The 15494-nt window shown below is 48.5% G+C and carries 13 protein-coding genes and 2 pseudogenes; 4 read left to right on the plus strand and 11 right to left on the minus strand.

The features are described from left to right. Positions 1 to 5: 5 nt before the first annotated feature. The 11 genes and pseudogenes from P4L78_RS09800 to P4L78_RS22905 form a co-directional block, all read right to left on the minus strand. Positions 6 to 1460, minus strand: coding sequence for an efflux transporter outer membrane subunit (locus P4L78_RS09800; RefSeq protein ID WP_309327831.1), 1455 nt, complete (start codon positions 1458 to 1460; stop codon positions 6 to 8). A 4-nt stretch (positions 1461 to 1464) separates the two neighbouring features. Continuing rightward, positions 1465 to 2610: an ABC transporter permease gene (locus tag P4L78_RS09805; protein WP_309327833.1), complete on the minus strand. Its 1146-nt coding sequence runs from the start codon at positions 2608 to 2610 to the stop codon at positions 1465 to 1467. Beyond that, positions 2607 to 3557: an ABC transporter ATP-binding protein gene (locus P4L78_RS09810; protein ID WP_309327834.1), complete on the minus strand. Its 951-nt coding sequence runs from the start codon at positions 3555 to 3557 to the stop codon at positions 2607 to 2609. Before P4L78_RS09810 ends, P4L78_RS09805 begins: the two co-directional genes overlap by 4 nt. Further along, on the minus strand, positions 3550 to 4515 hold the full coding sequence (locus tag P4L78_RS09815; protein ID WP_309327835.1) for an HlyD family efflux transporter periplasmic adaptor subunit: 966 nt from the start codon (positions 4513 to 4515) through the stop codon (positions 3550 to 3552). The genes P4L78_RS09810 and P4L78_RS09815 overlap by 8 nt, the downstream gene beginning before the upstream one ends. 2 nt (positions 4516 to 4517) lie before the next feature. Further along, entirely contained in the window at positions 4518 to 4850 is a 333-nt protein-coding gene (locus P4L78_RS09820; RefSeq protein WP_309327836.1) for a hypothetical protein, read from the minus strand. Between the two features lie 515 nt (positions 4851 to 5365). Next, positions 5366 to 6646 carry a site-specific integrase gene (locus P4L78_RS09825; protein WP_309327837.1) on the minus strand — a complete coding sequence of 427 codons (1281 nt, stop codon included), beginning with the start codon at positions 6644 to 6646 and terminating at the stop codon, positions 5366 to 5368. A 121-nt stretch (positions 6647 to 6767) separates the two neighbouring features. Next, positions 6768 to 7355 (minus strand): hypothetical protein, encoded by a 588-nt coding sequence (locus P4L78_RS09830; protein WP_309327838.1) that lies wholly within the window; start codon positions 7353 to 7355, stop codon positions 6768 to 6770. A gap of 28 nt (positions 7356 to 7383) precedes the next feature. Further along, positions 7384 to 9555, minus strand: a complete 2172-nt coding sequence (locus P4L78_RS09835; RefSeq protein WP_309327839.1) for a hypothetical protein — start codon at positions 9553 to 9555, stop codon at positions 7384 to 7386. Next, positions 9555 to 11858: a hypothetical protein gene (locus tag P4L78_RS09840; protein ID WP_309327840.1), complete on the minus strand. Its 2304-nt coding sequence runs from the start codon at positions 11856 to 11858 to the stop codon at positions 9555 to 9557. Before P4L78_RS09840 ends, P4L78_RS09835 begins: the two co-directional genes overlap by 1 nt. A 238-nt stretch (positions 11859 to 12096) precedes the next feature. After that, positions 12097 to 12348: pseudogene (locus P4L78_RS22900) on the minus strand (hypothetical protein); the annotation flags it as partial. A 25-nt stretch (positions 12349 to 12373) separates the two neighbouring features. After that, positions 12374 to 12511 (minus strand): annotated as a pseudogene (locus P4L78_RS22905) (hypothetical protein); the annotation flags it as partial. A gap of 387 nt (positions 12512 to 12898) precedes the next feature. Between P4L78_RS22905 and P4L78_RS09845 the strand changes: the two are divergent. The 4 genes from P4L78_RS09845 to P4L78_RS09860 all read left to right on the plus strand — a co-directional run bounded on the left by P4L78_RS09845 (position 12899) and on the right by P4L78_RS09860 (position 15230). Further along, positions 12899 to 13843, plus strand: a complete 945-nt coding sequence (locus P4L78_RS09845) for a hypothetical protein (protein WP_309327841.1) — start codon at positions 12899 to 12901, stop codon at positions 13841 to 13843. 46 nt (positions 13844 to 13889) lie between these two features. After that, complete coding sequence (locus P4L78_RS09850; RefSeq protein ID WP_309327842.1) at positions 13890 to 14045, plus strand: hypothetical protein; 156 nt, start codon at positions 13890 to 13892, stop codon at positions 14043 to 14045. A gap of 156 nt (positions 14046 to 14201) precedes the next feature. Next, on the plus strand, positions 14202 to 14324 hold the full coding sequence (locus tag P4L78_RS09855; protein WP_309327843.1) for a hypothetical protein: 123 nt from the start codon (positions 14202 to 14204) through the stop codon (positions 14322 to 14324). A gap of 648 nt (positions 14325 to 14972) precedes the next feature. Next, positions 14973 to 15230, plus strand: coding sequence for a hypothetical protein (locus P4L78_RS09860; RefSeq protein ID WP_309327845.1), 258 nt, complete (start codon positions 14973 to 14975; stop codon positions 15228 to 15230). The last annotated feature ends 264 nt before the right edge of the window (positions 15231 to 15494 follow it).

Here is a 15494-nt window from a genome sequence, read left to right on the forward strand (position 1 = left end):
CAACGTCACGGCTGAATTGCGCCACCACCCAGTGCTTGCAGCAACGCAGCAGAATCAGTCAACCGGTCGGCCTGGGCACCCAGCAGATCCATGCGCGTTTGCAGCTGCTGGCGCTGGCTATCAAGCAATTGCAAATGACTGACGCCACCGGCGGCATAAAGCTGATGCGTAGTGGCAAGGCTGAGATCACTGGCCTGAGCCGCCTGATCGCGGGCAGCGAGCGCCGTACTATCCAGTTCCAGCGCCCGCAAGGCATCAGCCACTTGCTGCAAAGCTTGCAGCACGGTTTGCTGATAAGCCGCGCTGGCTCCATCCCATGTCGCTTGCGCTCCACGTTTGCGGGCCTGCAGTTCTCCGCCATGAAACACTGGCTGCATCAGGTTTAGCCCGATATTCCACACGTTCAGACTATTGGCCAGATCACCGGCGCTGCTGCGTTCCGAGCCCGCGCTGCCCGACAAAGTGAATTGCGGATAAAGATTGGCCGTCGCCACGCCCACATTGGCACTGGCCTGATGCATGAGCGCTTCCGCCGCACGGATATCCGGTCGCTGGCGCGCCATGGCCGAGGGCAAGGTAAGTGGCAGATGCGCGGGCAAAATGAGTTGCTGCAAGTCGATGCTGGTTTGGCTCATGTCCGCCGGAGCCAGACCCAGATATACCGCCAGTTGATGGTTTAGCTGAGCCAGTTGTTTTTGCAGCGGCGGCAGCGTAGCCGTACTTTGTGCCACCAATTCACACTGTTTCTGCAAATCCAGATTAGAAATGCCGCCCGCCGCGTAGCGGGCTTGCATGATCTCCAGTTGCTGCTGTTGGGCGGCCAGCAATTCTTGGGTCGTGGCAATCTGCGATCGCAAGGTGGCTTGGCGAATCGCCGCCGTTACCACATTTCCGGCCAGGCTCAGCCGTGCGGCGGCCAGTTCAAATGCCTGGTAATCGACCGTTGCACTGAGCGCTTCCAGTTGGCGCTGATTGGCGCCAAACAAATCGAATGTATAAGAAACGTTCACCGAGGCGTTGTACAGATTGAACGGCGGCGGGTTGGGGATGTTGGAAATCCCGAATGCTTCCAGATTCACCTGCTGGCGCTGGGCTCCGGCTTTCAGGTCCACCTGCGGATATCGCGTGGCGCCGGTCTGAGCCGTCAGATTCTCTTGTGCCTGAAGCAAGCGCGCTTTGGCTTGGTCCAGTTGCAGATTGTGCGCCAGCGCTTGTTCAACCCAGACATTAAGTTGCGCCGATCCAAACAGCGTCCACCACTGGGCGTCGATGTTATCTGCCGGGTCCAGTTGCTGGCTGTTCCCCTGAGCCACTGGTGTTTGTGAAGCTTGCTCACCCGCCACGTAATGCGGATTGGCTGGTGCGGCCGGGGTGACAAAGTCCGGGCCGACTGCGCAGCCAGCGAGGGTAAGCACCAGGCTTAGCGCAATACGGCGAGAGGATGGGGCTGCTTTGGTCATGGTTTCAATCCAGCGTGTTGCGATAGAACTTCACGGCGATGGCCATGACCACTGCGGTGAACAACATCAGCGGCCAGAGGCTGGGCCACAGGTCATTCCAGCCATTGCCTTTGAGCAATATCCCACGGATCAGCCGGTTGAAATACGTCAGCGGCAATACGTTGCCAATGTATTGGGCCCACACCGGCATGCCCTGAAAGGGGAACATAAAACCAGAGAGCAGAATATTGGGCAGAAAATAGAACACGGTAAGTTGCATGGCCTGCAGCTGGTTCTGTGCGAGGGATGAGAGCGTAATTCCCACCATCAAGCTGGCGGCAATGAACAGCAACGCAGCGCAATACACCGCAATAAGGCTGCCGACGATGGGGACGTGGAACACAAAATACGCCCCCAGCAAGATGATGGTGGCCTGCAGCAGCCCGATCACAATGTAGGGCACGATCTTGCCGGTGATCACTTCAATCGGTCGCACCGGCGTGGCGAGCAGGTTTTCCATGGTGCCGCGCTCGCGCTCGCGGGTCATGGCAAGGCCAGTCATCATGACCAGCGTCATGGAGAGCACCACGCCCATCAGGCCCGGTACCACGTTGTATTGGGTAATGCCTTCCGGGTTGTAGAAACGGTGCACATCAACCGAAAAAGCGGGTGCCGTGTTATTCAGCCGTGCCAGCGGACCTTTCAGGTCTTTGCTGGCGACGGATTGCACCAGTTGCGAAAGGGCGGCCAGAGCGGCGGACATGGCAGTCGGGTCGGTGGCGTCGGCTTCAATCAACAGCGAGGGTTTATCGCCGCGTACCAGGCTGCGAGTGAAGTCGGGCGGAATATTCAGCACAAACAGTACTTTGCCTTGTGCCAATGCCGTGCGCCCGGCGTTTTCATCGGGCAGTTCGCCCACAATGTCGAAGTAATCCGAATTGCGCAGCGCCGCCACAAAACTGCGAGTGAACTCGCTGTTGTCCTGGGCAATGATGGCCGTGGGCATGTGATGCGGATCGGTATTGATGGCAAAGCCGAATAGCAGCATCTGCATGATGGGTACGCCGACAATCATGCCGAAGGTGACGCGGTCGCGCTTCAGCTGCAAGAACTCCTTGAGCACGATGCTCCACCAGCGCGCCAGCGAGAAAGCATGAGATGAGCGACTCATTGCTGCTTGTCCCCGAAGTTATCGGTGGAGCGCTTCATCATGTAGATGAAGACGTCTTCCAGGCTGGTGGACGCGGCTCCCAGTTGCAAGTGCTCGCGCTGTGCCACGTCGCGTAATGTGCGTTCCAGTAGTTCTGCCTGTTGGCCGCTGACATGCAAGGTGCTGCCAAAAGCCACGGTTTGATCTACGCCTGGTTGGTCACGCAGGGTTTGCGAGAGATGGACCAGGTTTTCGCCATGCAAAGACCATGTATGGAGTTGTTGGCTACCAATAATCTCTTGCGCCGTACCTTGTGCCAGCAGGCTGCCATAAGCCAGGTAGGCCAGTTTGTGGCAGCGCTCGGCTTCATCCATGTAATGCGTGCTGACCAACACGCTGATGCCTTTTGCGGCCAGCCGATGCAATTCTTCCCAGAAGTCGCGGCGGGCGGTGGGATCGACCCCGGCGGTGGGTTCGTCCAGCAGCAACAGTTGCGGTTCGTGCAACATGCAGGCGGCCAGTGCCAGCCGTTGTTTCCAGCCGCCAGACAGCGAGCCCGTCATTTGTTTGGCGCGTGACGCCAGCCCTAGGTTTTCCAGTGCTTTATCTACTACCTCTTTGCGATTGGGCATTTCGTACATGCGGGCGATGAAATCCAGGTTCTCACGGATGGTCAGATCATCCCAGTACGAGAATTTCTGCGTCATGTAGCCGACATGGCGCTTGATCTCGTTACTTTGCTTGAGAATGTCATAACTCAGGCAGGTGCCGCTGCCTGAGTCGGGCGTCAAAAGCCCGCACATCATGCGAATCGAGGTGGTTTTGCCACTGCCATTGGGCCCCAGAAAACCGTAGATCTCGCCACGCCGCACCTGCATGTCGAGGTCTTTCACCACGTGCTTGTTGCCAAAGTGCTTGTTCAGGCCACGCACGTCGATCACCAGTGTGTCGTCGGGTGACTCAGCCATGCCAGCGCACCTCAACCGGTTGGCCCGGGTGTAAAGCCGGGGCATCGTGTACGGCAGGGTGGGCTTCGATCAAAAAGACCAGCTTGTTGCGATTTTCATTGCTGTAGATCACCGGCGGCGTGTACTCCGCCTCGGTAGCGATGTAGCTGATGCGGGCGGTTATATCCGCTTTGCAGCCATCGCAATGTATGGTCACCGCTTGCCCGGTTTTCAGGCTGCCCAAGCTGGTTTCAGGCACAAAGAAGCGCACTTTGACGTTCTCTGGCGGCAACATGCGCACAATCGGATTACCGGCAGCGACCCATTCGCCTGGCTGATACAGCGTGTCGAATACGAGTCCGCTGCGTGTGGCGGTCACCGTTTTCTGCCCCAGTTTCCAGTTGGCCTGATCCAGCGCGGCTTGCGCGGCGGCGACTTGCGCGGCCTGCGCGGTCAATTGCTGCTCACGGCCCGGCAAGCTATCCACCTGCAACTGGCTCTGCAACTGCTGTACCTGGGCGGTGGTGGAATCTACATTGGCGCGGGAATCATCCAGTTGCTGACGCGCAATCCCGCCAGCCTGAAACTGCGTTTCATCGCGCGCCAACTGGATTGCTGCACGTTTCTGCGCGGCCTGGGCTTGCGCCAGTTGCGCTCGGGTGACGCTGACTTCTGCCGGGCGTTTGCCGGTACGGATATCGGCTAGTTGGGCGGTCGCCGTTTTCAGTTGTTGCGCCGCCTGTTGTTGCGCGGCGGTTTCGTTCTGGGCTTCGAGTCCAAATAGCGGCTGCCCGCGTTCAATGTTTTGCCCGCGTTGGACCGACAGTTGATCCAGTCGTCCCGCCTGCGATGAGGAGACGTAGACAAATTCCCCCTCAACATAACCTTGCCATGAGCCAGGATCGGGCTTGCTGCAGGCATTGAGCACGGTGAATGCCGCTAAAACGAGTAACAAACGAGGAGATTGCGCAAAAGGCATGGTTACTCCGGATGCGTCGTGGGTTGAACGGCGAGCCCGTGGGCCAGTAATGCGGTGACGTGGCGGATCAATACTGAGTTATCAATGCTTTGCATGCCTGGCAACTGGCGCCAGATACCCGCTGTGGCTAATGGCATCATGGTCATGGCGAGTGTTGAAATAAAAAGCAGGCGCGGTTCAATGTCTGGATTGACGCTGCCGTTTTGCTGCCCGGCGCGCACGATTTGCGCCAGTTGTGCCACCTTTCCGAAAGGCAGTCGCTGCAACATGCGTTCGCGCAGCAGACCACCATCGCTGAGCACCTCGCGCACCCACAACGGGGGCATCCATGGCATGGCCTGCGCACCCAGCACCACCCGCTCGACCATGCCGCTGACAATTTCAATGGGCGTAGCGGATGCCGCAACAGGCTGCCAGACCAGTTCGACGAATTGCAGAATTCGTTCTTCTACCAGTGCATCCAGTAGCTGATCGCGATTTTTAACTTAGCTTTTTCATTTTCTTGTCAAAATAGCTCAAAACGCTCCCCGGCGCGGCTTTTCGGGCAGATTACACCCGGAAAAAAAATTGACAATGGCAAGGTATTGGAAGCTTAAACAGAGCCAATATCAAGGCATAAAGTCCCACGTGTGCAATTGTTGTTAGCAACGCAGTGGTGCTGGTGGTGGGAACCTTGTTGTCCTTGGTGGACTTCCGAGCCCAGGCAAACTCGTCGGGGCTATGTGTGTCGCTCAGGGCGTTATGGTCTCGGCAGGTGGTACCTAGGCACTTGACTGGAGGATGGTCAACTCATATACAGGTACGAGAAAGTCGTGGTTGTCTGGGAGTGGCGAAGTTCTGGATGGGCCGCCTAGGGCAACTTCAGGCTGCCCCTACCTGTACTGTTTAACTCTCGCAGATGAGGAAGAATAGCCTTAGCTATATCCAGGTCTGTGAGGGGATTTCCATCAACATCTTGCCCATAGTTAAGAAGTCTCTTAATGCCGTCTATCTGAATCAAATCAATTTCTATATTGGATAACGGGTAAATTCCATTTTTCAATTGGGTAAGGGCATTTCCTATATAGTGATTCAAGCTCGCCAAACTCTTTTGCCCTGTTAGCTGTAGTATAGAAGTTTTCAATCCGTCGATAGAAATTAATCCCTGCTCAAAATCATCTGAGCTAGATAATTGATATCTATGGAGTATATTGGCGACCCATTTAATAATGGCTTTGTGTCGAAACATATGAGGGCAACATTGAGCATCAATACCAGCAAATCTTGCCAAAATGGAAATCTCTTGGGTTATTGTGTTTTCGCTAAGGCGTTTGCCCGTTGTCGAACTAGACAGCAATGCATTGTCATCGATAAATTTTCCTTTGTAAATTTTGAAGAGCTTTGCTCTATATGCTTTAATGAAAGTATCGATGGCGGACGCATCCATATCAGATATAGGTACGACCCGAAATTCATTTTTGTTTATATGCTTTAGAGTGCGTAAAACTACGTGCGGGTGCGTTTTATCAGAACGAAAATGAATGTCAGAAATATCTAATAGAGCAATTTCTTGGCGCCTTCCGCCAGTAATTTCCAATAAGGTTAGCATGATTTTTCTGCGTTCACGGATATACTGTTCTTGGAACGTGCCACTATCGTGCTTCTTAAAAATAGCATTTGTTGCTGCATAAAGTTCACTGATGTAATCATCTGATATAGCGGAACGATATTGCGTCGGTTGGGGGAGTGGAAGGGCGCCATGGTGCCAACACTCGCCATATTTTCGATTGGTTCTTTTGTTTTTCTGCCTTTTTCCATGAATGCAACCAGATTCGCTAACAAAGTCTTCCATGAAATGTTTTTTTCCAAGATAGCTTAAAAAGTCGAGGCACAAACGCCCTATGGCTAATATATTCGCATCAGTTCGAATTTTTATACAATGTTTAGACAATTTTTTCTTGCCATATTTTAGGTGCTCAATAAAATTGAAAAAATCGGAATCATTTAAATCCAAAAAAGAAATGTTATTTTCGTAGCAATAGCGAACTAGATGCGTTAGTTGAGCTGCATTAGTACCAAGAGTACCTCCTTTCGCACCAAGTACCGAAATGTTGTCGGTGAGGCGATACTGAAAGTATAGATTCACCTCCATGCACCAATGTCCATCTGGCCAACACATTATGGGCATTACAGAAGGGGGCTCATTGGCTCTTGGTTTAAAATTAACAAATCCGTACCTCCGGCGGAGAGGGATGCAGGTATATAGCTGCTTATTAAGAGATGTCATTACATTTATCCACAGCGACTAACTTTAAATGGGGTTTGGCGGCTTCCCCTAGCGCAATAAAAGGACCTATATATTTTCTTCTGATTTTTTCGAGATGAAAATGAGAGTATTCAATCAATTCACTGCTGCAGCTCCTTTGGGCGATTTCCAATGCCAGTTTGTTGGACTCATCAAATCCTTCTGTAATTGCGGCGAGGTCGTATAGAAGAGTTTTTATTCTTTCCTTTTCAAGAGCCAAAGACTTTTCAATCTTCGCCATCCTTGATGTTTTCAGTTCAGGGCCATTTATTTCTCGCTTTTTCATCTCGCGATAGTTGATTTTACATCTTAAATCATTAAGGGAAGGAAAGCCGCCTTCGGCTTGAAGTACTTGAGCCGCCCTCGTTTTTAAAGTGTTTAGCGAACATGCTTTGATTTTGAGTTCAGTTGAAGAGAAGGCTGCTAGCTTTCCTTGTGAGGCGCAAGCAGATATTAGCGCCGCATGTTGGGGGGGCCTCAGTGAGAACGCAACGACTTCACTAAGCGCTTTAAATAGATTTTGAACGCTGACTAGGAGTTCAGGTTGATGTGTCATTTGTGCCCCTCCTTCAAAGTGCCAGTTCTTACTCTTCCAGTATCAAAACGGCGACTTTGAATTGGTTTGAACCATCACTAGCGAATTGAGGAACAATCTTTATTCTCCGCTCCAGCTGCAATGTGTATATGTAATCTTCTAATTCAGGTTCTGTCAAAATTCTAAAATCAGTTAAACCAAAGCGGAACTGTATCAATTCTGTTAGTTCTCGGTAGCGCCCCGAAGCTTCTCCAATAAATGTCGCCACATACTCGCTCTTTGCCGAAATTAACAAATGCCCCGGGGTTACTTCCATTATGTAATTCCAAACATGTGCAGGGTTATTTTGTCCCAAGAACCAACGTAACGCGTCTAGGTTTTTTATTTCGGATGACCAAAAAAAAGCAAGCGCAAAGAATCTTCTAAGCTGATGCTCTCTTGCATAGCTTCGCCTACCGTCGGAATCAAGCGGAAATTCGCAATAGTCTGCAAAACGGTCCAATAGAGAGTTATACGCTTCTTGGTCTACTCTAAAGCCCCCATATTTGCCCGGGGAGGCAAATATGGGGCCGGGCTTTTCAATACACCCGTTCCGAACCAAGAGAGATTGAAAATTTAGAAGCGACTTCATCATTTTTTGAACTATTAGAGGCATGGGTCGCGCAATGGATTGCCTATTCTTGCCAAACCCGGATTTTCCTGCGGTAAATGCCAGTTGACCTTCATTTATTTGGACTAGAGAATCGGGAGTAATTCTGAGGATTTCTGCTTGGCGCCTCGCGACGGTCGCACCAAAAACAAATTGAATGGCTCCATAGAGCACTTCAACAAGTTCAAACAACGCCTCATGATTTCGTAGTCGCTTGAAAAATTCTTGCCTCGTTGCCCGTGGACTCCCTGCAAGTACATTAAATTCTACATTCGTGAGTTGATTGACAAGGTTTACATATTTTACACCCAATTTCAGTATAGAATTTTCCACAAATTGGTCGACTCCATGTTCTGAGCAATATTTGAATAAATTCTGATTTTTCAGATGGGATTGAATAAGCAGATTTGCATATGAATTTAGTATTGCGTCGCCATGGGATAAATAGAATTCTATTGCTTTCTTGATACCAACGAACACGGTGTCGAATCTTAAAGTATGATAATGACCAATAGTTCTGGTTTGGAGGCTCGTGACCAAACCCTGCTCTTGAGTGATATCCAAGGTTCGCTTGCTGAGCCCACATGGGTAATGCGACAAAATCTCAAAACACTGAAAAGATTGAGCGAATCTGGAAAGAGATTGTGCCGATGAGCGATTTTCTTTTCCATCGTCTCGGACTGGGATGCTGGGGTATTCGCGACGATACCCGTGGTCTGGGCATAGATTTAATTCAGCAAATGGAGTTCTTACGGCATGCCCTCTTAGGGTGTCCCTATATATTTGCGCAGATATTTTACTTACGTTAAGGGTGTACTTAAATCGCGTTCTATGCTTGGAATTGCCTTTTCCGTAGTATCCATTTTCGAATAAATAAATTTTTGCCTTTGTTAGTTCTAACTCCGTTAGTGGTAAAGTTCTTTTTTCTACTGATTCTGAAAAATTTATATTATATTTGACAGCTGCCATCGAACAATATTCGGTGCTGATACATTTCGAGCTCTCAATCAAAAAAGCCGTGAGTTTTTCTCGCCATTTATAAATGGACTCATCGCTTCTTGCATGGTCGGAAAGTGTACGAAACATTTCAATAACTTGCTCCTCAGTAATTCGGCTTAGACCATACCGTGCCAGCTCAAACTCATATTTCCGAACCAAGAAATAATCTATTATTCGTATTCCCACCCCTACCTTTTCCTTCTTCACCTCGGCCACTTGATTTTGATATTCTGAGTAATCAGGATGATTCTGTGTTGATAGGAAATAGCGAAAAAATTCGAGTAATGTATGATGGATGGGGTCTATTAGGGACCTGTTGTCGTCTAGCAAGATATCCCAACTGATACTGAATATTAGGTCATTAGAACCGGGGGGAATTAATTGTGGAAGTTTTTTTGATTGTTGTGTCTGCACTTCTTTCGTTGTCGGAGTTGTTTTTTCGCCGAAGTTAAGTATCCAAATAACTGAGTCAAATGGTGGTATGAGCCATTCTGGAGACCCATAAATTTCTTTTAGGCTCTTCCAGTTTTCTGTAAGCCAATCTGCAGAAATATATTGTGCGATTTTGGCCATCACGATTGACCTTGGCTAGTTTCGCCAGCTAAATTTTGAGCGTTGGTAATCAATTCAAATAATTCCGGATTTTTATTTTTATTTTCCAAAATTACGCTAAATAATTTTCGACCAAAATCGACCCAATATGAAATTATTCCTGAGGGTTCCTTATTTTTGTTGTTGTTGTTTTTTCTTATCATCAAAGCAAAGGTATCTACGGCTTCTGGGCTGACCGTTATAAGCAACTGCCCTTTGGGGGTGTCAGTGTTTTCGCGATTAAAATTTAGCCTAGAAAAGTCAATATTGCAATTGGCTGCGAGAAATGCGCTGATTTCCTGAGAACTTTTCAAACCTGTTGCTGCCTCAAAGTGAGGGCTAACAAGCATTGCTTGTACGACTATGCATTCTTGAAATGCAACAATGTCATGAACTCGAAAAAAATCTATAATTGCTTGTGGTATATACCGATTTATTAAATCTGGATTGTAGTTAAGATGGCCCAATAGCGCCGAGGTAGCACACAGGTTTCTAGTTTCTAAATAGGAGACCAATGCGCTTTGCTTACGTAACTTTTGAGGAGAGAAGCGCTGCGCCAAATTTTTTGCCACCTCGCCTGCTATGTTTCCATGCCGCATAAGGTCGGTTTCAAAGTTTTTTCTTGCTTCTGCGTTTTTTCTTACTGAAACTATACGAGTGGTACGAGTGGGGCGAGAATGATTTTTAGCTTTGAGAAATAAATATCTCCAATCGTCGTTGTTGCGCACTTTTAAGTATTTCCGATATATTTCCGTAATTGATATTAATTTTCGCACTATTTCCGCCGTTTCTGCTGATGCTTCGTTCTTGACGATAGCATTCTGCGGACCTTTTCTTTCCTTTTGTCCTCGTAGAATAAACTTACCATCGATTATAGTGAGGCCCACTAGTTGTCCCTTCTCATTAAATAATTCAAACCCTTCAATGATTGAGCTAGTTATCCACGGATTTTTTATTACAAGGGCAGCCATAAATGGCAGCAGTGTATAAGGTGTTGGTAATATTGGTAAGCCAACAACATAAGGATGTAGAGCATTCAAATTGGTGCGAGTGAGGATAGTCCGGTACTCACGAAATTTAATGGGGGATATAAAATATTTTATGTCCCACGCGGGGTGGGAATTTCTATGTGGCTCGTGGACTTGTCTCTTTCCAGTTAAATCGGAAAGACTAAATTCGACGGAATAGGTATAGTTTTTATAGCGGGCCCATATTTCCTCAATCATGCCGTTTGCCCAAGCTCGAATTGTCTCTAGCTCTGCCGATGCCTGCCGATATAATAAGTCGATGTGGATTGAACTATTAATGCATGCCGGAATTGGTGTAATAAGCCCAAAATCGTAAGTTTTTTGATTTTGCTCGATGGATTTTATTTTCTGCACGCTAGGTCCGGGGTCTAGGTGTCGGCCATTCATATTGTATTGGGGTATTTTTCCAAATGGCTTGGCAATCCAACCCCCGAGGATTAAAAAATCATTTACGAAAAGGACAAATAAATTATTCCAATTTTTTTTCTTTGACATAATGGCAGCATTGTTTATTTTTTCATTGTTATAAAATAGAAAAAATGCGTTTAAAAACTGTCTTGCGCCAAAACTATCTTGAAGGTAAGAGGCGCTGATTTTTATATTAGTAATTTCAATGAATGAGCATAGTTCTCGAAAGCATGGAATCCTTGATGCTCCACGTTCCTTTGCATAGTTGGCAGCAATTTTGTAAAGGACCTCCGTTGAGGTCTGACCAAGCCTTAAAAAAACGCCATATAGGTCTAGATTTATCCTGGCGCCCTTTTTGTTATAAGCAAACCAGCTTCGCCATAGCCTTACCTTTTCTTCATTCAATGGTATTTTATCTAGGTGGCTGGCTAAATGAACACTAAGCGACTGCTTGTCTTTTGCAATTTTTTGAGAATTTGGGAGAAGGGTGGATGGATTTTCACGGGATATGGAGTGAATTATTTCTGAAAATAAATTTGAATAATTACGCGCGGTTTGGTCGCTGAAATTAAAAAATTTCTTTGAGTTAATTGCGGCCACAAACAAGTTGATAGTCAAATCGCATGATTCATTGTTTTTATTATTTAAAGTTAAATTCCTGTTTGTAACTTGTAAAAAAAATTCCAACATTTGTAACAAAAGCCGGGCTCGGCCCTGGCGGCCGGAGGGTAGTTGAGGTATTTGCTTCTCGAATGCTTCTCGAAAGGAGTGGTGGATATTGGTAAATGGGCGGGGTCGCAGGCGACGCATGTCTTCAATAATGGAACGACCAGCTTCTAATTCAACCATGTCGAAAGACTCCAAATTTTTTTTGGGCTATAAACTTTGGAACTTCTTGATGCGGATGTGTAGAGCCTAATGTTCATCTTTTTTTTAGAAAAGTCCAGTGACGATTGCGGTGATGTTGACTGTTGGCGATGGCTTTTAAATTATAAGTGTTCAAATATAATTATTTAATTTCATTTTGTAGTGATGCTTAACAATTCTAGAAGCCTTTGGTGGCAACGAACTGCCGGTTTATATTAGTTCAATGATTGACCTTAAAAGTATCGAAGAGAAGCTGCCAGCCGTTCGTCGAATTGCTGTGCGTTGGTTCCCAAATGGACACCAATTGATTATCGATAACGCCGGTTTTTGTATGTGACCCCTCTTGTGGTTTGACTGACCAGCCCCTGCCACCCGTCTTGTCGGGGTCGTTGCCCGGCCAGTTGAAGCGTTCCCGGTATTGCTTCTGGTTGAAGTAATCCAGCGTCTGGCCATCAATGGTCAGCTTGCTGTCGGTGAGCTGGGGTTGCCCGTTGCCATCAGGTCAAGCGGTATTTGCCATTGCCATTGCCTTTGGCATACATGCGGCTGGACAACCGCGACAGCAGGTTCAGTACGTTGAGGAAATCAACGTTGAATTTGACAGACTGGGCATTGAGCGGATTGGGGATGCACTGGTCCCCTTGGCGTTACAGCAGACCGCCGAGTTCGGTTTTGGCAAACAGAGGGGGTATGGTGCCCTGCGGGTCAATGAAGCGTGCCAGTTCCACGAGACCGACCTCGTTGTCTGTGTCGTTGAACGGCATCCATACTCTGTCCTACCACAGGCCGTTCAAACTGGCTGAGGCGAGTTGCATCAGTGCGAGCCAGGCCTGGTCGGGCGGTTTGAGGAATAGGTTGTCGCCCATAGCCGAGCGTCGGCAACACTGGGGCCATTGAGACCGGGCAAGACAACTCGATTTGTGCTCAAACCCTGAAAGGTCCGCAGTTACTCTCCAAAAGGTGGCTACACGGTCTAATTTTTGTTGGTACATCGTGCATAATTACGACAAACTGACGTTTAAATGAGTTTGTTCAAGACTTGCTGGGTAAGGAAAAATATAATTCATTCCGTTCAAAAACCGGCGAATTTTCGGCCAAAATTAGGGGCCGTCCCACCGGATGAAGCAGTCAAAGGGATATCTGCAGAGGAAGAAATTATGTTGATAAAGCACAAAGCGAAAGTTGTTATCGGGGCCGCGCTCGTTGGTGTCGCGCTGACAAGCCTTAATGCAAAAGCAGCTTTTGATGGTGCCAAGGTGAACATCGGAGATGCCGTGACTGGACCGGCTACCTTTGGCGAGCGGCAACTGGTTATTCCAGCAGGTGAATGGCACGTCATGGGCAAAGCGCAGACTGACGTAACGGTAAGAGGAGAGACACAGCCTCAACCTCAAAAAATTGCCACGCAGCAAGATATAATCTTGGTCCAGGTTGTGAATGGCAAAGTGGCCGCCATGCTGACCCTGTCCGGTACGGTCAATGGGGATACGACTAAAGTTAAGCGCTGGACAGCGGAGCCTTGTAAACAAATAGCGGCATATAGCAGCACGATTCTGGATAATAGTTACGACTATCCCCGCTGTACCGTTTTAAACCATACGGTTGGAATGCTTGCTACGCAAGACGTTACCGACACCTACTACCAAGTTCATGCCAACGTGGAAAAAGCAGGCTGGAAATCGGCAACCAACATGCTGTCGGCCCGTTATATGGACTTTGGCCGCCGAGGTATTTATCGCGTCGTCCTGTCAATCGACCCCACCATATTTGGTGGTCCAGATGCACCCATAACCCAGGCACGCAAAGAAGACTGGCTCCATTCCCCCTGGCATGCCGACAATCTGGATGACGCTCATCGGGTTTGGGTAAGCCAGTTTGTTGCCTGGTCGAAAGATTTCTCCGCTGCCGAGGAGATGGCGAGGCAAGGCGGTGATGTTCAGGCGCTCACGCTACCTTGGGGGAAGTAACTGGTATGTCCATTGCTTCGTGGACATACCAAATGGCGGATAGCTGATGACAACCTCAAATGAACTCGACCTGGCCGTTTACAGAACTCTCCAAGCTTTCTGCGCGACTGGAGATGACCTGGCCGCCGAAGCGCGATATCAAGAAGCCATTGCTCAGTACAACGAGGCATGGATGCTTTTGCCTGAACCCAAGAATCACTGAGACGCATCCACCTGGATACTGGCAGCCATCTCCGATGCATGTTTTCTAGCCGGGTACAGGATAAGTGCTCGTGAAGCGCTTGATTACGTTATGACGTGCCCAGGAGCAGTCGGCAATCCATTTCTGCACCTGAGGCGGGGGCAGGTACTATTCGATTTGGAAGAATTCGACGCAGCGGCTGATGAACTTATACGAGCCTATGCTGGTGCTGGCAAAGAGATTTTCTTCAGAGAGGATGAAAAGTACCTCGATTTCCTGAAAGCCTGGGCAGTCATTTGATTCGTTTAGTCGAGTGAGCCGATTGGCATCTCGCTGGTGCCCGAACTGTGGCCCTTTTAAGTAGCTCAGGCGATTGGGGTGCACATTCGATATTACTGGCGAACATATCGGCTAGCCCAGCGTTGGCAACCGGCCAAAAACGGACACTGACTAAGACATATTTTATGCACCATCTATACTCTGTATCGCAGCACGAAGATGCCAGCGATTTGGCGACACAGGCTGAAATCATTTTCGCTGCGCTTCAAATCTCTCTTGTGGAAGAGCGTTTCAGTGCTAACTATCCTCCGAACGGGCACTACTTTCTTGGACATGCATTTAATGCCACTGTCCTTGTGTGTGACGCGGATGACGAAGACGTAGCAATATATCCCTATTGGATAGTTGTTAAAAATCCTGTGACAGGGAGAGATACTGGCGATGCACCAATCATATCGATAGATGACTTGACCTCGATTCTCACCAACTTAGGCCTATCTATCCGTCATTCATAGGAATGTTCGACGTCCGCAAACGGCCAAGACCCGTCATTGGCGATTTATGCTGAAAGCAGACAGTCACTCGCGCTAAGTATAGCGTACTACACCACACGGAAAATATCGCTTTTCACGAGAACTTGATAAGCATTTAAATATTATGGAGCCGCACATGGCAACCAAGGAAGAAGCTGATGAGCGCGTTTCATTTTTAGCGAACGAGCTTGGCGATGCGTCGCAATATTCTTTTTTAATTCCAGGCTGGGAACCAGTTGACTCAATCATGGGGTTTCGGTGGATGCGCAGTACATTATGGGAAGGATTTTACGTGGCCTATCAAATCGACGACGTTGCAAGAGTGGTGCGCTTCAAGTCCTGGGAGTTTGGGGATTTGGAGCCAGAATGGAATTCCATCAAGTACGAGGCCTAGTCTTGGTAAATGGGTGCCGAACGCGAAACCTATTCGGTATTTTTACTCTAATCTGAAAATTTTTATGCGCCTGAAAATATTTGCGATTTCCGTCGTTGCAAGCCTGTTCACCTCGCGACGTCCCCCCGGATTTGAGTAGCACCGTGATTTAGAGTCCAATCCCTTTTATCCAAGGAGACTGGACGTGAAGAAGCGTTATTCGGAAGAACAAATCATCGGCTTTCTGCGCGAGGCCGAGTCGGGTATTCCGCTCAAGGAACTGTG

The sequence above is a fragment of the Silvimonas sp. genome (assembly GCF_031291215.1).
Classification (GTDB): Bacteria; Pseudomonadota; Gammaproteobacteria; order Burkholderiales; family Chitinibacteraceae; genus Silvimonas; species Silvimonas soli.